Origin of the sequence: uncultured Winogradskyella sp. (assembly GCF_937958655.1) — a bacterium.
Taxonomy (GTDB): Bacteria; Bacteroidota; Bacteroidia; order Flavobacteriales; family Flavobacteriaceae; genus Winogradskyella.
In genome coordinates this window covers 1-20,859 of sequence record NZ_CALGNH010000064.1, presented here as the reverse complement: position 1 = coordinate 20,859, position 20,859 = coordinate 1, and the positions used below count along the sequence as shown (strand labels likewise).

Genomic DNA, 20,859 nt, shown 5'->3' with positions numbered 1-20,859 from the left:
AAAATCTAGCCTTTATCTTCCAACTTTTTAACTATTTTTGTCTAGCACTAAATAAACGCTAAGATTTATAACGAAACAACTCATGGAGCTACCCAAATTCATACTTGGTGATAATACAGATTATCCTGACGCTATTTTTATTATTCATACTGAGTTTCCTCGTTTTATCATTAATCTTGAAAATGATGAGGTAGAGTGGTTTGAAGAGTTTGATCAGCACGATCAAAAAGAATTAGAAACCGAAACAGAGAATTATATTAAACAAGCTACAGCATTTTACGATAGGGAAGTAGCGCGTTACGACGATTAATGTTAGAGCAACTTTTAGAATTAGATACAGAACTGTTTGTATACCTCAATAGCCTTGGGTCAGAAACTTGGGATTGGCTATGGTTATTAATAACAGACGAACTAACTTTTGTTCCTTTGTACGCTATTCTACTAGTCTTAATTTATAGAAATTATGGTTTAAAGTCTTTATTACTTATGGTTTTAGTTATAGCCGCTATGATAACCTTTACCGACCAAACAACAAATATCGTAAAGCGATCCGTATTACGTTTTAGACCTTGTGCTTGCGATGAGATAAAAGATATTATTAGATACATTGCAGAACGTTGTAGTGCCAATCGAAGTTTTTTCTCTGGCCATGCTTCCAATTCTATGGCTGCAGCAGTTTTTGGCGGTTTAGTTTTACGTCCGTATTATAAAAATCTACTATTTATTTTATTGTTTTGGGCATTTGTAGTAGCCTATAGTCGCATCTATGTTGGTGTACATTTTCCTGTAGATCTTTTATGCGGAATGACCTTTGGTGCCTTAGCAGGTTTTGGCTTTTACAAACTGAATAAACGCTTACTAAAACGGTTTATTTTAGACTAAGTTTATAGAGTTGATTGACTAGGCGACTGCGGTGGCCTCTTGATCCTTTTGTGGCCGTATTAAAATCGTAAGTTGATACATAATTAATACGATACAAGGCGTTTAATTGCTCATAGTTACCCAGCTCATTTTTGCTGCTTGTGAGCAAATAGAACTCTTGTTCTAATGGTAATACGAAGCCCTCATCTGTTTTTAATTTTACAATTTTATCACCATAATTATAGATAGCTTCTGGTGACACGCCGTTTAAACTATATAAGGGCAGGTTAGAAGTACTCAGCTCTGCAACAGATTTATAGTTATTTTGAATGTGAGATTTAGCAATAGGTAAAGCAACTAAACCTACCGTTAACATAAAACCAATAATTAAGTAAAATACAGGTTTTATTTGTTTGGCTCTTAAGAATTTGAAAATAAAAAAACCAATCACAAAAAGTAATAAGGCAGTAATTATAAATCGTGCTAATAAGATTCCGGTTAAATCAATATTAGAGAAAAACCAAACCACCCAAAATAATAAAGTAACGCCACCAATTAATCCAAACGAGAGATATACAGGGATAGTTTCGCGCTTGTCTTTTAGGGTTTTAAATTTTCGGATTAAATAATCGATATAAAACCCAATATTTAAAGCTAATGGTATAAGTACAGGCATTAAATAGCGCGATTTTTTTTCAGGAATAATAGAAAGTAGAACCACAGCAATAAGCGTCCAAAAGAAAGTAAAACGATATGCTTTTAGGTAAATTACTCTAGATTTAATGTAAGGATAAAGTAAACTTATAAATGCAGGAATAGCCCAAAGTCCGGTCTGTACAAAGAAACTCCAGTAATAGTAAAACGGTCTTACGTTATAGCTGCTCCAATTAGAGGTTTCGCGCTCAGCAATAGCAGTAAAGGTTTCAGGATCTGCAATACGGACATGTAAGTACCACCAGCCGCCTAAAACAATTCCGAAGATCAATAAACTAATCAGCTTTAAAATATGGAGAATGCCTCCTTTGGGTTTAAATGATATAAAATAAGCAATTACAAAGGATAAGAATAAAACATAAAGCGATACAGGCCCTTTAGAGAGTATAGAAGCAGCAATACATATTACAAAAAGAAGACTATGCATTATGGCTGTTTTTTGGTTTTGAAACATCTGAAATAATTGATACAGTGCCATAAGCATAAAGCCATGTGCATAAATATCCCATGGTGCTTCTATTACAATACCTATAACATAAAAAGAACTTAAGACCACAAAACCGTTTATAAGGCTATGCGATTTGCTCAGTTCTAATCTTTTAGAAAGTAAATATGTGAATATACCAATACCAGCCATAAAAAGTAGTGCAGGCCAACGTAAGGCTAATACATTTTTAATGCCAAATAACATTCCAAAAACAGCTGTAATCCATGTTGGTAAAGGCGGTTTTTGGTAGCGCGCTTCACCATTCATGGTGGTTAGTATCCAGTTATTATCGGTTAACATTTCTCTAGCCGAAATAAAATTACGCGCCTCCATTATGGTTACAGGTATTGTATCTATAGTGAACCCTAGCATCACAGTAACAAATAACAAAAGACTAAGAATTGGATATTTTTCTATTAGCTTAATCATTGGTGTGTCTAATTAAATAAGCATTACGTGCGTAAATTACCAAACCAAATAAATGGCCAACAAATAACACAGGATCTTTTCTTATAATAGCATAACTTAAAATCATACCTGCACCAATTAAACTTAGTACCCAAAATCCCAAAGGTAAACTAGATACTTTATGCTTTTCTGAATGAATCCATTGGTATACAAAGCGCAATGTAAATATAATCTGCGCCACAATTCCTAATACTAATAACCATGTCGGAATGGCTTCATTTTTAAATAAAAGCTCTAAATCAATCTTGTTATTATTGTAATAAAAAATAACAATGAGTATAGGTGCGATAAATAATAGGTGCCTCACAATTTTTGGAAACTTCTGCCATTGTCCTTGTAATTGTAGATTTCTTATGTATATAAAATAGGTTAAACTTTGCCCAAGCATAATGGCGAAATCTAATCGAAGATAACCATAAACAAACAATAGAAACGAGGCCATTAAACTCAGCGTCCAAAACGTACTAGGTGTAATAACCTTGCGATGCTTTTCTGAAGTTATCCATTGCACCAAAAGCCTCGATGAAAATAAAATCTGTGCTAAAAAACCAATGCTGTATATAATCCAGTCTTTCAATATATTTTAATAGTTTTTGTGCTGTTACATCGAGCGCAGTCGAAATGCTTAGAATTCTCGACTATGCTCATAATGACATTAATGCGCATTAGTCTTTACTTGATTTTTCAATCTCATAATTAATATATTTTTTCTTCATCCAAAGGTAGGCGAAACAATCCGTGAGAGGGCCTAGTAATCTATTCCATAACCCAAATTTTGCAGTACCAGCAATCCTTGGGAAGTGCTGCACAGGGATTTGGGTTACGCTACCATTTTGCAGCATAATCATTGCTGGTAAAAAACGATGTAAACCTCTAAACATTGGAATGCGTTTGGCATATTCTGTTTTTATAACCTTAAGCGGACAGCCTGTGTCGTCCATGCCATCTTTTGTAAATGCACGTCTAATGCCATTAGCAATTTTAGAAGACATGTTCTTTACAAAAGAATCTTTGCGGTTAGAGCGTACACCAGTCACCAACTCGTAGTTGTTGATATGTTCTAAGAGTACATTAAAATCTTTTGGTGTGGTTTGCAAGTCAGAGTCTATGTAACCTACAAGCTCAGTGTCTATATGGTCAAAGCCAGCTTTAATAGCTGCGCTTAAGCCTTTATTTTGCTTAAATAAAATATACTCAAACGCATCATTACGATTACAGATAGTCTCAATCATAGCCTGGCTTGCATCAGAAGAGCCATCATTTACAAATAACACAGCACTGGGCACTGTAGCTATTTTAAGGTAATTAGAAAGCTCAGCTTCAACACGCTCTAGATTATCCTCTTCATTATATACCGGAACGATAATCGTAAACTTATAAGACATAAAATGGATTGCTTAGTCTGTGCAAAAGTATTGTTTTTTATTATAATGACAGTAAGTATTCTGCGGCAGCAAAAGGGGTGGTTTTTCCGGCTTCAACTAATTCTATCTGAGCCTTAAGTTCAGCCTTTATTTTTGAAGATGCATAGAAATCTCTTTTTAAACGATCTTCTATAGTTTGTTGTAGCCAAAATTTATTTTGGTTATTTCTGTTTTTATTGAAATAACCATTCTCGGTTGTAGTTTTAAGATAGGCTTCAATGAGCTGCCACACGTCCTCAATGCCATGGTGTTTTAAAGCGCTACATAAGGTTACTTTTGGAGACCAAAGCGATGCTTTTTTAGGATATAAGTGTAAGGCTCTATTAAATTCTACTTTAGCAGATTTGGCAGCGGTTAGATTATCTCCATCGGCTTTATTAATAACAATGGCGTCTGCCATTTCTATAATACCACGTTTAATGCCTTGTAATTCGTCACCAGCACCAGCAAGTTTCAATAATAAAAAAAAGTCGACCATACTATGCACAGCAGTTTCGCTCTGCCCAACACCTACGGTTTCAATAATAATGGTGTCAAAGCCAGCAGCTTCGCATAAAATAATAGTTTCTCTAGTTTTTCTGGCAACACCACCAAGAGAATTTCCGGAAGGGGAGGGCCTAATAAACGCATTTTTATCTTTTACTAAGTCGTCCATTCGTGTTTTATCACCAAGAATGCTGCCTTTGCTTAAGCTGCTGCTAGGATCAACAGCTAATACGGCTACTTTTTTTCCTAAGTTCGTAAGATAAGCACCAAAAGCTTCAATAAACGTACTCTTACCAACACCAGGGACTCCTGTTATACCAATACGAGTAGCGTTATTAGCATGCGGTAAACACTTTGTAATGACGTTTTGGGCTTTTTGGGTGTGTTTTGGGTTTGTACTTTCAATTAAAGTAATAGCTCTGCTTAAATCTGTGATATTTCCTTTGGTAATGCCAGTAACCAAAGCATCAACTGTTGGTTGTTTTCTGCGTTTTAATTTTATATGTTCTGCGGCATTTGTGCTTAGAATCTTAGGTGGTGTAATACCTTCGTGTTCATGCAGTGCAGATTTATATATTTTATCTTTTTTAGTCACCTGGCATATGTAGCTTAAGGTTTAGAGCTTGGATCAATTTGTACAGGAATTTCAATTAAGGTCTGATCCCAAGCCATGGTCAATTTTAAATTTCCGGTTTTATTGTCAAAAGCAATGGTAAAGCGTTCAACGGTTTCATCAATATTTTGTTTATCCACCTCTAATTCAATAGCATCATAATTAGGATCCCACATAGGTTCCATTTTTTCATTAACTCCCCATTCGTACTGCTTAGTGTTAAACATAACCTTCCAAGACTTTTGTTTAGGAACGGTCCAAAGCGTGTATTTGCCTTTTTTGAGGAGGATACCGTCAATTAAAAGATTTTTATTGGTTTTAAAGGTTGTTGCTTCATTAGCACCTGTTCTCCATACTTTGTTGTAGGGCACTAGTGCACCAAAAATAGTACGATTGCGTTTAGACGGTCTATTGTATTCTACCTCTAACTTTAAGTCGTTTAGGGTAATTTCGGCAGTGTCCTTTGGACTTTTACGAAAGAATAAATTCTCTCCAAATACAGAATATAAAAGTAATCCTACAGCTATTATTGATAATACAATGAGCAGACGTTTTAACATAGCTATCTTTCTTAAGCAATTTTAGATTTTAAATATAATTCAATTCCCTAAATTTATAGAGTGCAAACGTTTAATTTTAAGCAAATCTTATAAAATCTAAAAAATTTGTAGCTTTTTATAGTACTTAAAATATTGTAAAGTCTTTTTAAAGACAATAACCCATACTAATTTATCTTAAGGCCATTGATCAGTCTTTTGATAATCACGGGTTAGCTACTTACATAAAAATTATATTTATGTCTCTTTCTCCTTTTGAATATTTTTTGAAATCACTTAATGCTTATCCATTATTAGGGACTTCTATAGCAAAAGAAACCTATATACCATTAGACTTATCTATACATAATACTGAATTAAATGCAGTTAATGTATCCTCTTCAAATGACTTAGAAAAATTTATATGGAATCATATGAGGTGGCATAATGCTAAAGCTGCTTTTGGTGGTTATTTAGAGCAACGAGGTATTTATCAACGTAGTGCTTATTTTAAAGGGAATATGTGTCAGACTGAGCGCAGTCGAAGTCCCGAAGAAGAACGCAACATCCATTTAGGATTAGATCTTTGGATAGAAGCAAATACTTCAATATTTTCACCGTTAGAAGGTATAATCCATAGCTTTAAAAACAACACCAATCATGGCGATTATGGACCAACTATTATTTTACGACATGATTTTGATGCCTTTCAGTTTTACACGCTTTATGGGCATTTAAGTTTAGCCTCAATAGAAAACCTAGAAGTTGGAGAAAACGTAAAGCAAGGACAACAAATTGCTGCTTTAGGGACAGCAGAAGTTAATGGAGATTATCCACCACATTTACATTTTCAGATTATAAAAGATATCCAAGATTATAGTGGCGATTATCCTGGTGTGAGTAATAAGACAGATTTAAAGTTTTATAGGCAGAATTGTGCTGATCCCAATCTGTTGTGTAGGTTAATATAAAACCTTTGGTTATAAGTTCTCGTATGTATTGTTATGAGTATTATAAGAATACACTTAATATTTCTGTTACTTTCTACACCGCTATCAGCTCAAAAGATTGATAATACAGTGTCATATCGCAATATTGAAAGTGAAAGTTACTTTAGATTTAATTACGACAACGATTATTTTACTGCTACAGACGAAAACTACACACAAGGCTATAATTTTGAATTGATCTTAAAAGTTTTAGAAAAAAACCCGATTAACTATTTGTTTTATAAACCAAACTCTACTAACTCAAGATATGGCTTATCGTTAGAGCATATCGGTTTCACACCAAATGATTATGTGAGTGAGGATATACAATTTGGAGATCGTCCATTTGCATCTGCTATAATGCTAAAAAGTTTTGTGGTGTCTACAAATTCCAAAAAGCGATCGCGACTTTCGCAATCATTGAGTTTAGGAATTATAGGACCAGGAGCTTTCGGAAAAGAAATGCAAGTAGGTATCCATAAAGCTACAGGAAATAAAATACCGGGTGGTTGGGATAACCAGATAAAAAATGATTTGATTGTAAATTACAGGCTTGATTACGAAAAGCAATTGTTTGCACCTAATACCATATTTGAAATTAACACAAAAGCAGTAGTGCAATTAGGTACTTTGTTTACTAATACTTCTGTAAGTTTAAATGCGAGATTTGGAGTCTTTAATTCGGTTTTGGGTGATGCTAAACGTAATACCGGTTTTCAAATTTACATATATTCAGAGCCTGTACTCAATTTGGTGGGTTATGATGCTACCTTGCAAGGAGGCTTACTTAATACTAAAAGTCCTTATACCATTTCATCTAATAATATAGAGCGTCTTACAAGACAGTTTAATTATGGACTAATTATAAAAACCAGAAACTTATATTTTGAATATACTAGAAGCGAAATTACACGAGAATTTAAAACTGGATCATTAGCAAAATGGGGAGGTATCCGAATTGGGTTTACATTTTAACGCTTCTAGATACAAAATTTTCTAAAAAGCGAAAATTTCACTCGAAGTGACGTTACAGCTTCGTTTTAGTCATTCACCAAAACCCATTCTCCTTTATCAATTAAAGGTATCGCTTGTTTGTACTTTACCACTTTACTTTCGCCACTCATTACATGTTTTATCGTCACACGGTCGTTACGGCCAATTTTTGGCTGTTCTCTAACAATGGTTTCTACCACTTGTTGTTGGCGAGAAGCTCCTTGTCCTACAGCTCTGCTTTGCGCAGCGCGCTCATCCATATTAGGAATTTCGTCTTTCTGCGTTTCTAATTTTTCTTGCTTACGCGCTCTAGCTTCTTGTATTGTATTTGCTGTTTCTTGTGGAATTTCGCCTTTAAATAAGAACGAAATAACATCCTTATTTACTTGGTCTATCATGGCTTTAAATAATTCAAAAGATTCAAACTTATAAATCAATAATGGATCTTTCTGCTCGTGCACTGCTAATTGTACCGATTGTTTTAACTCATCCATTTTACGTAAATGCGTTTTCCAAGCGTCATCAACTATGGCTAAGGTGATGTTCTTTTCAAAATCATTTATTAATTGTTTTCCTTTCGACTCATAAGCCTTCTCAAGGTCGGTAACGACTTGTAAATTCTTTAAGCCATCTGTAAATGGCACCACGATACGCTTAAAACGATCGCGTTGCGTGTTATAGACGTTTTCAATTACAGGATAAGCTAAATCTGCGGCACGTTGCATCTTTTCGCGATAGTGCTTAAAGGCTTCTTTGTAAATCACTCCTGCAATTTCTTGTTCGCCCATTTTTGCAAATTGCGCTTCAGAAATTGGAGATGACATAGAGAAGTAACGAATTAATTCAAACTCAAAGTTTTTATAATCGTTAGCCGCTTTATTAGTCATAGCAATACCTTCTGAGGTATCAAAAATCATGTTAGCTAAATCTACACGCAGACGCTCGCCATGTAAGGCATTACGACGACGTTTGTATACAACCTCACGCTGTGCATTCATTACATCATCGTACTCTAATAAACGTTTACGAACACCAAATTGGTTTTCTTCTACTTTTTTCTGTGCACGTTCAATGGATTTAGAAATCATGCTATGCTGAATAACTTCTCCTTCTTTAAGCCCCATTTTATCCATCATCTTTGCGATACGTTCAGAGCCAAACAAACGCATTAAATTATCTTCTAAAGAGACATAGAATTGCGAACTACCTGGATCTCCCTGTCGCCCAGCTCTACCACGCAACTGTCGGTCTACACGTCTTGAATCGTGACGCTCCGTACCTACAATGGCTAAACCACCAGCTGCTTTTACCGTGTCACTTAATTTAATATCTGTACCACGACCTGCCATATTGGTAGCAATGGTTACCTGGCCTGCATTACCTGCTTCGGCTACAATCTCAGCTTCACGTTTGTGTTGCTTTGCATTAAGTACATTATGTGGGATTTTACGAATGCTCAGCATTTTACCTAGTAGCTCAGAAATTTCTACATTGGTTGTACCAATTAATACGGGACGTCCTGCGTTAGATAAAGCGACCACTTCATCAATAACCGCATTGTATTTTTCGCGTTTGGTTTTATATACTAAATCCTCTCTATCATCTCTTGCAATTGGTCTGTTGGTTGGGATTTCTACAACGTCTAATTTGTAGATTTCCCAAAACTCGCCTGCTTCGGTTACCGCAGTACCTGTCATACCCGACAATTTGCGGTACATTCTAAAGTAATTTTGAAGTGTTACCGTAGCAAAGGTTTGTGTAGCAGCTTCAATCTTTACGTTTTCTTTAGCTTCAATAGCTTGGTGCAATCCGTCAGAATAACGACGACCGTCCATAATACGGCCTGTTTGCTCATCAACAATCATTACTTTGTTGTCCATAACGACGTACTGCACATCTTTCTCGAAAAGTGCGTAAGCTTTAAGCAATTGGTTGAGCGTATGAATACGTTCTGACTTTACATTGAAATCTCTAAACAAGTCTTCTTTAAGATTTGCCTCTTCTTCAGAAGATAGACCTTGATTTTCTATTTTTGCAATCTCCATACCCATCTCTGGCATAACGAAGAAGTTAGGATTGTCCTCACCAGAAAGGAATTCTACACCTTTGTCTGTTAATTCTACCTGATTGTTTTTTTCATCAATAACATAATAGAGTTCTGCATCTACTTTTGGCATTTCTCTGTTGTTGTCTTGCATGTAAAAGTTTTCGGTTTTTTGCAGTAATTGTTTTACACCTTCTTCACTTAAAAACTTAATTAGAGCTTTGTTTTTAGGGATACCTCTATATGCTCTTAATAGCTGAAAACCACCTTCTTTAGTGTCTCCTGAGGCAATTAACTTTTTAGCTTCGGCTAATACACCAACTAAATATTTGCGTTGTACATCTTCTATCTGTTGTACCTTAGGTTTAAGCGCATCAAACTCGTGTTCATCTCCCTTTGGTACAGGACCAGATATAATTAATGGTGTACGTGCATCGTCTATTAAAACAGAATCAATTTCATCTACAATAGCATAGTGATGTGGTCTTTGCACTAAATCTTCTGGTGAGTGCGCCATGTTATCACGCAGGTAGTCAAACCCAAATTCGTTATTAGTTCCGTAAGTAATATCTGCATTGTAGGCTTTACGACGCGCATCAGAATTTGGCGTGTGGTAATCAATACAATCTACACTTAAACCATGAAATTCGAAAATTGGTGCCATCCATGCGCTATCTCGTTTTGCTAGGTAATCGTTAACGGTTACAAGATGTACACCTTTACCTGCCAATGCATTAAGGTAAACAGGTAGTGTTGCTACAAGGGTTTTACCTTCACCAGTTTGCATCTCAGCAATTTTTCCCTGGTGCATGGCAATACCTCCAATGAGCTGCACATCGTAATGAATCATATCCCAAGTAATAGGTTTACCTGCGGCATCCCAAGAATTTGCCCAAATGGCTTGGTCGCCATCTAGGGTGACGTAATCTTTTGCACCAGAAACTTCGCGATCAAAAGCATTTGCTGTTACAGGGATTTTGGTATTGTGTACAAAGCGCTTTGCTGTTTCTTTTACTACGGCAAAGGCTTCGGGTAGTATATCGTTAAGAATACCTTCGGTAACCTCATAAATTTCATCTTCAATCTTATCTGCTGCAACATAGATATCTTCGCGCTCGTCTATGTCTTCGGTAACTTCTGCTTTGGCTAGTAGTTCGTTTTGCCGTTCTAAAAGTGGTAGGCGTGCTTCGGCTATTTTGGCTTTAAATTCTGCAGTTTTTGCTCTTAGAGCATCATGCGATAAAGCTTCTAGAGCAGATTCGTAAGTTTTTATTTTTTCTACAATTGGTTTTATAGCACTTACATCTTGTTTGGATTTGTCTCCAACGAATACTTTAAGTACTTTATCTAGTATGCCCATTTTATGTATTTTGTTTCGGATGAGGTCGGCTCATCTTTATTTTTAATTCGTTTGTTATTTTGTCACGCTGAGCGCAGTCGAAGCGCTTTTGAAGTTTTAATTTTTTTGTACTTCGACTGCGCTCAGCATGACATTTAGGTTCGATTATGAACCTTTATATTTATAATGTGTTGCATTTCTGCATTCGGACAATATTTGAAGCATATCATAGTCACTATCTATTAATGCTTCTTTTTTTAGTCTTGTCCATTTCTTAATTTTTTTCTCAAAATAGATGGCTTGAAGCACATCGTTAAATTCTTGTTTAAAAGCTAAATCTAAAGGCCTCCTGTTGAATGTGGAACAATCTCTGTGTTTTCCAACTTTATGTTCGTTATATCTTTTTTCAATGTTGTTGGTGATTCCTGTGTAATAGGAATTGTCAGAGCATTTTATGATATATACGTAATAGAAATACATTTCTTTACCATTTGGATTTGACTGTTCATTCAATCATATCTATTTTGTCAATTTGAGTGTAGTCCAAAGCCATTATAAATTTTAATTTTAAAAGCACTTCGACTGCGCTCAGTGTGACATTGTAAATACATTTAAAATTATAGCATCCGAAAATAAAAAAAGTCTCTCAGTTAAGATAACGTAAGAGACTTTTTTTGTGATATTTTTATATATTAATATTCTTCCTCATTCCAGAGGTAATCCTCATCAGTTGGATAGTCTGGCCAAATTTCTTCGATGGAATCGTACGAATCACCTTCGTCTTCTATCGATTGTAAATTTTCAACCACTTCTAAAGGTGCTCCTGTTCTAATCGCATAATCGATAAGTTCATCTTTTGTCGCTGGCCAAGGCGCATCACTTAAATAAGATGCTAATTCTAATGTCCAATACATTTCTGTGTAATTTTAAGTTTTGCAAAAATAATTTTTTAGCTGAATAATTCAAGAAAAAATTAAATTATTTAGTGCCTCATTAAATATATTATTTCATTGGTCTCACTGAACATTTATAAGTGTCTTTTTTTTTAATGCTCAAAAATACATTTATAGATGTTTAATTAATAATAAAAAGAACGTGTAATCTTCAACTTTGTTCGGATTAGGTATTGCAATTTTTAATCCTAGCTTTCGAAATAAAATGTTTGTCAATTCGAGTGAATTTTATGACCTATAGGGAATAAAATTTGTATCGAGAATCATTCTATATTTTTTAAAACTCTGTTCTCGATACATTTCGACAAAAAAGTAGAAACACTCGAACTGACGTTTTAAAAAAAGTTTACGATTCTTTCTTTGGAATCCACTTTATCTCTTCAGCTTGTAAATCATGTGACAACTTCCGTGCCAATACAAAAAGGTAGTCTGAGAGTCGATTGATATACATTAATGTTTCGGGCTGAAAAGGCTCTAATTCATTGAGGTGCGAAGCTAAACGCTCAGCCCTACGGCATACTGTACGCGCTATGTGACAGAATGACACGGTTTGATGTCCTCCTGGTAGTACAAAATGCGTCATAGGCGGAAGACTATCTTCCATAAGATCCATTTCTTTTTCTAGTTTTTCAATATCTGCGTTAGAAATTTTAGGAATATTTAATCTGGCTTTACCATTTTTTAATGTGGCTTTTTTGGGGTCTGTAGCTAATATGGCACCAACGGTAAATAAACGATCTTGAATATTCATCAAGGTGTTTTTGTATAATTGGTTAATATCTTGGTCTCTAATAAGGCCAATATGTGAGTTAAGCTCATCAATTGTGCCATAGCTTTCAATACGAATATGGTGTTTTGGTACGCGTGTGCCGCCGAAAAGTGCAGTAGTGCCTTTATCTCCTGTTTTTGTGTAAACTTTCATATAGCAAAGTTACGAGTTAAAAGTTGTAAAGTAAAAAGTTGTGGAATCGTTTAATCGTGGATTTGATTATTAGTTTCACTAATCACTAATCACTAATCACTAATCACTAATCACTAATCACTAATCACTAATCATTAAACGTATCACTCTCTATAATACCATCACGCAAACGAATAACCCGTTTGGCATGCGCGGCAATATCTTCTTCGTGAGTTACCATAATTACTGTATTACCAGCAGCGTGGATTTGATCGAATAAAGCCATTATCTCAGTACCTGTTTTAGAGTCAAGGTTTCCTGTAGGCTCATCAGCTAGGATAATTGAGGGTTTGTTTACTAAAGCACGGCCAACAGCAACACGTTGTCTTTGTCCACCAGATAATTGGTTTGGTTTATGATCCATACGATCTGCTAAACCTACGTCGGTTAAAACCTCAGAAGCTCTATCGTTACGAACTTTTTTAGAAGCACCAGCATATACCATTGGTAAAGCTACATTATCTAAAGCTGTGGTTCTTGGTAATAAGTTAAAAGTTTGAAACACAAAGCCGATTTCGGTATTGCGGATGTCTGCTAATTCATCATCAGTCATTTGGCTTACGTCTTTACCATTAAGTAAATAACTACCGTCTGTAGGTGTGTCTAAGCAACCTAAAAGATTCATTAAGGTGGATTTGCCAGAACCAGATGGTCCCATAATGGCGACATACTCGCCACGTTTAATATCTAGATCTATGCCTTTTAAAACATGAACAATCTCTTGTCCTAGTTTAAAATCTCTAATTATGCCTCTAATCTCAATGACATTGTCGTTCATAATGCAATAGTGTTGGTTGCTTAAATCCTTTGCAAGATAAAAGAATATAAAAATCAGTTCGCTAATAAGACGTTAAAGTTGTTAGCTTGTTACAGTCTCTACGAGATAAAATAGTTGCACAGTATTGATTAGGGCTGTTAACTATGTTCAATTTTATAAATTGTGAATGATCTTTATTGGTAAGAATTTTTAAAGCCTAATTTTAAAATGTTCTTTAGCTTGTTCTTTTCTAAAGAATACAAACCCTAAATGGAAACAATCTACAGTAACAGTAACTTTACTATGGTTTTTAATGTGTTGCCAAGCTTCTGTCATTCCTTTAGACCAATAGATGTCATCGAAAATAAAAACGCTAGTATTATTGGCTTTTGGCAGTAGTCCTTCAAAATATTGGATTGTCGCTTCTTTATTGTGGTGACCGTCAAAGTAAATACAGTCTAATTGCGTTTGGCTTAATTCTAAAATGGCAGTTTTAAAATCTTTGTTAAGGCACGTTACGTTGTTTGCTTTTAAATTTTTTAGTTGAATTTCGGCAAAGTTTGATGTATTTGTGCAACCCTCAATAGTAGTGATTTTAGAGTTTTTATTAACCAATGAAAATGCGTAAGTACCTAATCCTAATGAGGTACCAAGCTCTAAAATTGAATTGAATTTAAAATAGTTTGCAACTCTAAATAATAACTTTGCTTCTTTTTTAGAACTACTAGAAATCTGAACCATTCGGCTCACCTTACGCATTTTGGACCCTAAGGTTTTAGAGCCCTCACCCAAATCAGTAATTTTTAATATTACGGTTGAAGCTTTTAACGCTCTGCGATAGTCTTTAAGTTTTTGGTAGGCTAAATAGTTTTCTTTTTGGTATAGGCATTTAGTTACAAAATTATAGACAAAAGGCGAGTGTACACCATGTTGGTTGGTGGATTGTAAAAGGAATTTTATGTAGTGTTTAATTTGGTGCACTATTTTGGCTATTCGCTTTTAATTATTCTTTTTTTTAAGTTAAAATTATTTATTAAACCAACAACCAACAACCAACAACCAACAACCAACAACCAACAATCAACAATCAACAATGAACAATCAACAATCAACAACTAACAACCAACAACTAACAACCAACAACTAACCCTCTAACTTCTCCGCTAACTCAAACCAGCGTAATTCTTTTTCTTCCATGGTGCTAATAATGACTTTAAGTTCTTTAGATAGTTTGCCAATGGCATCTTGCGATAGCTCTGGGTCGTTAAACTTAGCTTCGAGCGCTTTTTTATCGAGTTCTAAAGCACGGATTTTAGATTCTAAATTTTTGTATTCCTTTTGCTCGTTGTAGGATAGCTTATTGGCTTCATTTTGCTTTATGACGTTGCTATTGTCTGTTTTGGCAGCAGCTTCCACTTGTTTTGGTTGACTGCCGTCATAAGCTCTAAAGTCTGAATAATTACCTGGGAAATCTTCAACAATACCATGTCCTCTAAACACAAAGAGATGGTCTACAATTTTATCCATAAAATAACGATCGTGACTTACTACTAATAGTACACCAGGAAAATCCATTAGAAAACTTTCTAGTACATTTAGCGTTACAATATCTAAATCGTTTGTAGGCTCATCTAAGATTAATACATTAGGGTTTTGAATTAAAACCCTACACAGGTACAAGCGTTTTTGTTCGCCACCACTTAATTTTTCTACAAAATCGTATTGTTTTTTTCTGTCAAACAAAAAGCGCTCTAACAATTGCTGTGCACTTATTTGTCGGCCTTTTGCCAAGGGAATATAGTCACCAAAGGCTCTAATAACATCAATAACTTTTTGTTCTGGTTTTACAGTGATGCCTCCTTGTGTATAGTAGCCAATCTTTACGGTTTCGCCTAAAACAATTTTACCTCCATCGGCTTGTAAGCTTCCTGTTAATAGGTTCAAAAATGTAGATTTACCAGTGCCATTTTTTCCTATAATACCAATGCGTTCGCCTTTTTTAAAGGTGTAATCAAAGTTATCTAATATTTTTTTGTCTTTGAATGCTTTTGATACATTATGAAACTCAATAATCTTACTGCCAAGACGCTCTATATTTATTTCTAACTGTACTTGGTGATCTTTTCGTCTTTGGTGTGCTTTTTTCTTTATTTCAAAAAAATCATCAATCCTACTTTTAGACTTTGTGGTACGTGCTTTGGGCTGGCGACGCATCCAATCGAGCTCTTTTTTAAAAAGTTGCTTGGCTTTACCTACTTCTATGGCTTGGTTTTCTACACGTGCTTCTTTCTTTTCTAAGTAGTAAGAATAGTTGCCTTTGTAGGTGTATAATTGCCCATGGTCTAGTTCTATAATTTCGTTACAGACACGTTCTAAAAAATAGCGATCGTGCGTTACCATAAAAAGGGTTTGTTGTGTTTTTGCAAAATAGTCCTCTAACCACTCTATCATTTCTAGATCTAAATGATTTGTGGGCTCATCTAAAACAAGAATATCTGGCTTACTTAATAAGGCTTGTGCCAATGCCAAGCGCTTTTTCTGGCCTCCAGAAAGCGTACTTACTTTAATGGAAAGGTCGTCTAATTTAAGCTGTGATAATGTTTGTTGGTATTGCGTTTCAAACTCCCATGCATTGGTTCTGTCCATAGCTTCAAATGCGTTTTGGTAAGCTTCTGTGTCTTCAGGGTTTTTTAATGCATTTTCATAAGCTTCAATAGTCTTTAAAATAGGAATGTCTGAGGCAAAAATGGTTTCTTCAATGGTTAGTTGTTTATCTAAATCTGGTTTCTGATCTAAAAAGGCTAAACGTAGGCCTTTTCTAATAACAATCTGTCCCTCGTCTGGTGTGTCTTTACCCGATAAAATATTGAGTATAGAGGTCTTACCACTTCCGTTTTTTGCTACAAAAGCAATCTTTTGATCTTTGTGGATACTAAATGATAAGTTTTTGAAGAGTACAAGCTCTCCATAAGACTTAGAAATATTTTCTGCGTTGAGGTAATTCACACTATTTTTTTTACAAAGAACGAAATAAACCAAAAAGAAACCTAATAGTTTTGTTATTGGTATTGATGCTTTATATTTGTTGATAAACATCATTTTTTATCTATGAGAAGCATCAGGCTTTTTATTGTCATTTTAGTTTGTGTCGTTGGTACATCTTGTATACCGCATAAAGACACGGTTTATTTGCAGAATAAGGAAAATGCAATAAACGATACTATTCCCAATAACTTAACGGAAGTTCAGAAACCCTATCGCATTCAGATTGATGATATATTAAATATTAGAATTAAGGTTTTAGATCAGGATAATGTTCAAATTTTTAACCCTATAGGTGAAGGAGCAATTTTAAACGCAAGTAGTGCTGAGCGTGCTTATTTTGATGGGTTTACAGTAGATAGCCATGGTAATATAAGAATACCTGTGTTAGGCGAGATGAATGTTTTAGGGTATACCGTAGACGATATTGAAGCCTTAATTAAAAAGAAATTATTAGACGAGCAGTTTAAAGCCACTTCAAATATTTTTATTACCGTAAAGCTGGCAGGCTTAAGATACACAGCAACGGGCGAAATAGGAAGCCCCGGAACTTTAACCTTATTTAAAGAGCGTGTTAATATATTTGAAGCTATAGCTAATGCAGGTGAAATTCCTGTTACAGGCAATAGAAAAGATGTATTACTAATTAGGCAATACCCGCAAGGGCAGAAGATTCATCATTTAGATTTAACAGATATCAAAGTTATGCAGTCACCGTATTATTACATACAGCCTAACGATATGATCTACATAAAACCACTTCGTCAAAAATCTATTGGTACTGGCGAAACCGCAGTATCTAGTTTGGCAACCATAGCAACGGTGGTGTCTTTAATTACTTCTGGTATCTTAATTTTTTCAAGACGTTAATTAGCCATGGATTATAATGATATAGATGATATAGATACTAATGATGGCCAACGTGTAAGCTTTGACTTTAAAGGCTTATTGTTTAAAATCCTAGGCCTTTGGCCTGTGATTTTAATTTCTGTATTAGCGGGTTTGGCCATTGCGCATTATATCAATGTTAGAAAACAGAACATATACAGATTAGAGTCTTTAATAAGCATCAATAACGATCAAAATCCTTTTTTTACTGCAAACACAAGCATTTCCTTTAATTGGGGAGGAGTCTCCGGTAAGGTTGGTAGTATTATAACTGAGGTAAAAACCAGATCTCATAACGAGCGTGTGATAGATTCCTTGGAGTATTATAAAGAATACTTAAAACAAGGTGAATATCATTTAGAAGACATTTATAAAAAAGCACCTTTTGAGGTTATTACAGACAAAACAAAACCTCAGATGTTAGGTAAGCCGCTACAGGTTAAGATTATTAATGCATCTAGTTATGAACTTTCATACCTTTTTGAATCCCAAAATGTAGCTGCTCAAATTTACGACACTAAAGCAAAATTAAGCGTTAATGTAGATGCTGGTGCGTTTGCTAAAATTTATAAGTTTGGAGAACCGGTAAACCTTCCGTTTTTTAATGGTATTATTAATTTAAAATCTAATGCTAAAATACCAGACGACACACAATATTTTATACGCTATCTTAATTTTGACGCTGTAGTAAATAGTTATAAGACTAAGATAGCTATTGCGCCAACCTCTCGAGATGCATCTTCAGTCTTAAAATTATCACTTATTGGATTAAACAAATCTAAGATTGTAGATTTTTTAAATGCCACGTCAGATATTTTGAGTAAAACAGAATTAGAACGAAAAAATTTATATGCTACCAATACCATAAAGTTTATAGATAGTAGCATGAATATTGTTAATTCTCAACTAAAGGATGTTACTAACGAAATGAATAATTTTAGAAGAAGTAACAAAATTTATGATGTAGAAGAAGAAATAAAGCAGTATTCTGATCAGCTAAAAAGTTACGATAAAGAAGAGCTTATAGAAGAATCTAAACTAAATTATCTCAATAATTTAGAAACCTATTTAAGTATAAAAACGGATTATTCTCAAATATCTGCACCGACATCTGTTGGGATAGAGGAGATCAATATTCTTAATGGAGTAAGTAAAATAATTGCTTTATCAATAGAGCGTAGAAATTTAGAATACACCACTAAAGAAGGCTCCGTTCTTTTTGATGAGCTAGATCGCAGAATAGACACCGAAAAGAGTGTTTTACAAGAGGCGATACGCGCAACAAAAACGACCATAGGCGTTCAGTTAAATACCATAAGCCGTAAAATTGCAGATTTAGAGGCTAAACTTTTAGGCTTACCAAAGGATCAACAAGAATATCTTAAGATACAACGACAACTAGATTTAAGTAGTGAGGCTTTTGAAATTTACCAAGCTAAGCGAGGGGAGGCTGCTATTGTAAAAGCAGCTAATGTTTCGGACATTATTGTAATAGATGAAGCCAAAGATATTGGTGATGGCCCAATAGGCCCTAAGACATCGCTTAACTATATGATGGCGCTGCTAATTGGTTTTTCTTTACCTGTGTTTTTAATTTTTGTATTATATCTTTTAGATAATAATATTCATAATGCAGATGAGATCAATAAAATATCAAGAATTCCTATACTAGGATTAATTGGTAAATACAATCACGATAATAATTTGGTGTCTTTTGAAAAGCCAAAATCAACCGTTGCTGAGTCTTTTAGAGCGGTCCGATCTAGTCTTCAATTTATCTTTAAAAATAAAGATATTTCTCAAAAATCTAATACATTATTAATTACGTCGTCAGTTAGTGGCGAAGGAAAGACCTTTGCCTCAATCAATATCGCTACAGTATATGCACTTTCGGGTAAAAAAACCATTTTATTAGGATTAGATTTAAGAAAACCTAAAATTTTTGGAGATTTTAAAATTACCAATGAAAAAGGTGTGGTTAATTATCTCATTGGCGAAAGTACCGTTGAAGATATTACAACCCATACTCATATAGATAATTTAGATTTAATTACCTCTGGGCCAACACCACCGAATCCATCAGAGCTATTGATGAGTGATAGAATGAAAGCCCTTATGGAACAACTTAAAGATGATTATGATATGATTATCTTAGATACCCCTCCACTTGGTTTAGTTACCGATGCACTTGAGCTTGTTCAATTTGCAGATGCTTCAATATTTATGATTAGATTAGATTATACTAAAAAAGGAATGCTCCGCATGGTGAATTCTAAGTATAACAGAGGAGAGCTTAAAAACATAAGCTTTTTACTCAATTTCTACAAGCACAAGCACAGTCATAATTATGGTTATGGCTATGGTTACGGCTATGGTTACGGCTATGGTGTGTATGGTAATGCCTACCACGAAAGAAGTAATCCTACATTTTGGCAGCGCGTTAAAAACTTTTTTATGCGCAAATAACAAATCTATATCTAAAGTTTGATTACTAAAACACAACTTAGAGTAAAACGACTATTTGATTTTACTTTAGCCATACTTCTTTTACCAGTTTTACTTTTGCCTATAATTATCTTGGTAATTATAGCGTCAATAGACACGAAGCAGTATGGTGTTTTTTCGCAATATCGCGTAGGGCAACACGGCAAGCTTTTTAAAATTTATAAAATAAGAACCTTACGTGAGGGTGTACATAAGTTAGGTCATTTAGAAAAAAGTGCTACAGCTTCTGGAAAATTTCTAAGAAAAAGGAAGTTAGACGAGTTACCTCAATTATTTAACGTATTAATTGGCGAAATGAGTTTTGTTGGTCCTCGGCCTGATGTTCAGGGTTTTGCAGATAAATTAGAAGGAGATGATCGTATAATTTTAAAAGTTAAACCAGGAATTACTGGTGAGGCAACTTTAAAATATAAGAATGAAGAGCGTGTATTAGAACGTCAAAAAGATCCCGAACACTACAATAGAACGATTATTTGGGTAGATAAAGTAAAAATCAACAAAAACTATGTTAAGAATTACAGTTTTTATTTAGATTTGACCCTCATTATAAAATCTACTTTAAACAAATGACACGTTCTAAAGACAAAATTGCAATCATTGGATTAGGTTATGTCGGCTTGCCCCTAGCTGTAGAATTCTCAAAACAATACTTTGTTATTGGTTTTGATATTAACAAGCAGCGAATCAGTGAATTAAATTCTGGTGTCGATAAAACCCTAGAAGTTGACAATGATAATTTAAAATCAGTTTTAACGTCTGATTTAAATGCCGATACAGGACTGTATATTACAGATAATGT

19 protein-coding genes and 1 pseudogene are annotated in these 20,859 nt (G+C 34.6%); 8 read left to right on the top strand and 12 right to left on the bottom strand.

Going from position 1 to position 20,859, the window contains the following annotated elements; translation table 11 throughout:
- Positions 1-82 precede the first annotated feature (82 nt).
- Positions 83-310 (top strand): hypothetical protein, encoded by a 228-nt coding sequence (locus Q0800_RS11955; RefSeq protein WP_299116068.1) that lies wholly within the window; start codon positions 83-85, stop codon positions 308-310.
- Positions 310-882 (top strand): phosphatase PAP2 family protein, encoded by a 573-nt coding sequence (locus tag Q0800_RS11950; protein WP_299130016.1) that lies wholly within the window; start codon positions 310-312, stop codon positions 880-882. The genes Q0800_RS11955 and Q0800_RS11950 overlap by 1 nt, the downstream gene beginning before the upstream one ends.
- On the opposite strand, the gene Q0800_RS11945 is transcribed toward Q0800_RS11950, so the two are convergent.
- The 5 genes from Q0800_RS11945 to Q0800_RS11925 all read right to left on the bottom strand — a co-directional run bounded on the left by Q0800_RS11945 (position 869) and on the right by Q0800_RS11925 (position 5,613).
- Positions 869-2,491: a phospholipid carrier-dependent glycosyltransferase gene (locus Q0800_RS11945; RefSeq protein WP_299130015.1), complete on the bottom strand. Its 1,623-nt coding sequence runs from the start codon at positions 2,489-2,491 to the stop codon at positions 869-871. The two genes, Q0800_RS11950 and Q0800_RS11945, sit on opposite strands and share 14 nt — an antisense overlap.
- The gene (locus Q0800_RS11940; RefSeq protein ID WP_299130012.1) at positions 2,484-3,107 is read right to left on the bottom strand and encodes a lipid-A-disaccharide synthase N-terminal domain-containing protein; all 624 of its coding nucleotides are present in this window, start codon (positions 3,105-3,107) and stop codon (positions 2,484-2,486) included. Before Q0800_RS11940 ends, Q0800_RS11945 begins: the two co-directional genes overlap by 8 nt.
- Before the next feature lie 88 nt (positions 3,108-3,195).
- A complete protein-coding gene (locus tag Q0800_RS11935; RefSeq protein WP_299130008.1) occupies positions 3,196-3,915 on the bottom strand; it encodes a glycosyltransferase in 720 nt (239 codons plus the stop codon).
- Positions 3,916-3,955: 40 nt separating this feature from the next.
- Positions 3,956-5,035, bottom strand: coding sequence for a methylmalonyl Co-A mutase-associated GTPase MeaB (gene meaB, locus Q0800_RS11930; RefSeq protein ID WP_299130003.1), 1,080 nt, complete (start codon positions 5,033-5,035; stop codon positions 3,956-3,958).
- Between the two features lie 14 nt (positions 5,036-5,049).
- Positions 5,050-5,613 carry a DUF2911 domain-containing protein gene (locus tag Q0800_RS11925; RefSeq protein ID WP_299129999.1) on the bottom strand — a complete coding sequence of 188 codons (564 nt, stop codon included), beginning with the start codon at positions 5,611-5,613 and terminating at the stop codon, positions 5,050-5,052.
- A gap of 236 nt (positions 5,614-5,849) precedes the next feature.
- Here Q0800_RS11925 and Q0800_RS11920 point away from each other — a divergent pair, with 236 nt between their 5' ends.
- Both Q0800_RS11920 and Q0800_RS11915 read left to right on the top strand, forming a co-directional pair.
- A complete protein-coding gene (locus tag Q0800_RS11920) occupies positions 5,850-6,560 on the top strand; it encodes a peptidoglycan DD-metalloendopeptidase family protein (RefSeq protein ID WP_299129997.1) in 711 nt (236 codons plus the stop codon).
- A gap of 33 nt (positions 6,561-6,593) precedes the next feature.
- Positions 6,594-7,553: a lipid A deacylase LpxR family protein gene (locus Q0800_RS11915; protein WP_299129994.1), complete on the top strand. Its 960-nt coding sequence runs from the start codon at positions 6,594-6,596 to the stop codon at positions 7,551-7,553.
- Positions 7,554-7,618: 65 nt separating this feature from the next.
- On the opposite strand, the gene secA is transcribed toward Q0800_RS11915, so the two are convergent.
- The 7 genes from secA to Q0800_RS11880 form a co-directional block, all read right to left on the bottom strand.
- Positions 7,619-10,975, bottom strand: coding sequence for a preprotein translocase subunit SecA (gene secA / locus Q0800_RS11910; protein WP_299129992.1), 3,357 nt, complete (start codon positions 10,973-10,975; stop codon positions 7,619-7,621).
- A 144-nt stretch (positions 10,976-11,119) separates the two neighbouring features.
- The gene (locus tag Q0800_RS11905; RefSeq protein ID WP_299130040.1) at positions 11,120-11,434 is read right to left on the bottom strand and encodes a GIY-YIG nuclease family protein; all 315 of its coding nucleotides are present in this window, start codon (positions 11,432-11,434) and stop codon (positions 11,120-11,122) included.
- 212 nt (positions 11,435-11,646) lie between these two features.
- Entirely contained in the window at positions 11,647-11,868 is a 222-nt protein-coding gene (locus Q0800_RS11900; RefSeq protein ID WP_299129989.1) for a DUF2795 domain-containing protein, read from the bottom strand.
- Between the two features lie 385 nt (positions 11,869-12,253).
- Positions 12,254-12,829, bottom strand: a complete 576-nt coding sequence (locus Q0800_RS11895) for a cob(I)yrinic acid a,c-diamide adenosyltransferase (protein WP_299129986.1) — start codon at positions 12,827-12,829, stop codon at positions 12,254-12,256.
- A 127-nt stretch (positions 12,830-12,956) separates the two neighbouring features.
- Positions 12,957-13,646, bottom strand: coding sequence for an ABC transporter ATP-binding protein (locus Q0800_RS11890; RefSeq protein WP_299129983.1), 690 nt, complete (start codon positions 13,644-13,646; stop codon positions 12,957-12,959).
- A 189-nt stretch (positions 13,647-13,835) separates the two neighbouring features.
- On the bottom strand, positions 13,836-14,606 hold the full coding sequence (locus Q0800_RS11885) for a class I SAM-dependent methyltransferase (protein ID WP_299129981.1): 771 nt from the start codon (positions 14,604-14,606) through the stop codon (positions 13,836-13,838).
- Between the two features lie 162 nt (positions 14,607-14,768).
- Positions 14,769-16,631 (bottom strand): ABC-F family ATP-binding cassette domain-containing protein, encoded by a 1,863-nt coding sequence (locus tag Q0800_RS11880; RefSeq protein ID WP_299129979.1) that lies wholly within the window; start codon positions 16,629-16,631, stop codon positions 14,769-14,771.
- Between the two features lie 102 nt (positions 16,632-16,733).
- Between Q0800_RS11880 and Q0800_RS11875 the strand changes: the two genes are divergently transcribed.
- The 4 genes and pseudogenes from Q0800_RS11875 to Q0800_RS11860 all read left to right on the top strand — a co-directional run.
- The gene (locus Q0800_RS11875; protein ID WP_299129976.1) at positions 16,734-17,537 is read left to right on the top strand and encodes a polysaccharide biosynthesis/export family protein; all 804 of its coding nucleotides are present in this window, start codon (positions 16,734-16,736) and stop codon (positions 17,535-17,537) included.
- A 6-nt stretch (positions 17,538-17,543) separates the two neighbouring features.
- On the top strand, positions 17,544-20,021 hold the full coding sequence (locus tag Q0800_RS11870; protein WP_299129974.1) for a tyrosine-protein kinase family protein: 2,478 nt from the start codon (positions 17,544-17,546) through the stop codon (positions 20,019-20,021).
- A gap of 18 nt (positions 20,022-20,039) precedes the next feature.
- The gene (locus Q0800_RS11865) at positions 20,040-20,630 is read left to right on the top strand and encodes a sugar transferase (protein WP_299129971.1); all 591 of its coding nucleotides are present in this window, start codon (positions 20,040-20,042) and stop codon (positions 20,628-20,630) included.
- Positions 20,627-20,859, top strand: a pseudogene (locus Q0800_RS11860) (nucleotide sugar dehydrogenase); the annotation flags it as partial. The gene Q0800_RS11865 and the pseudogene Q0800_RS11860, both read left to right, overlap by 4 nt.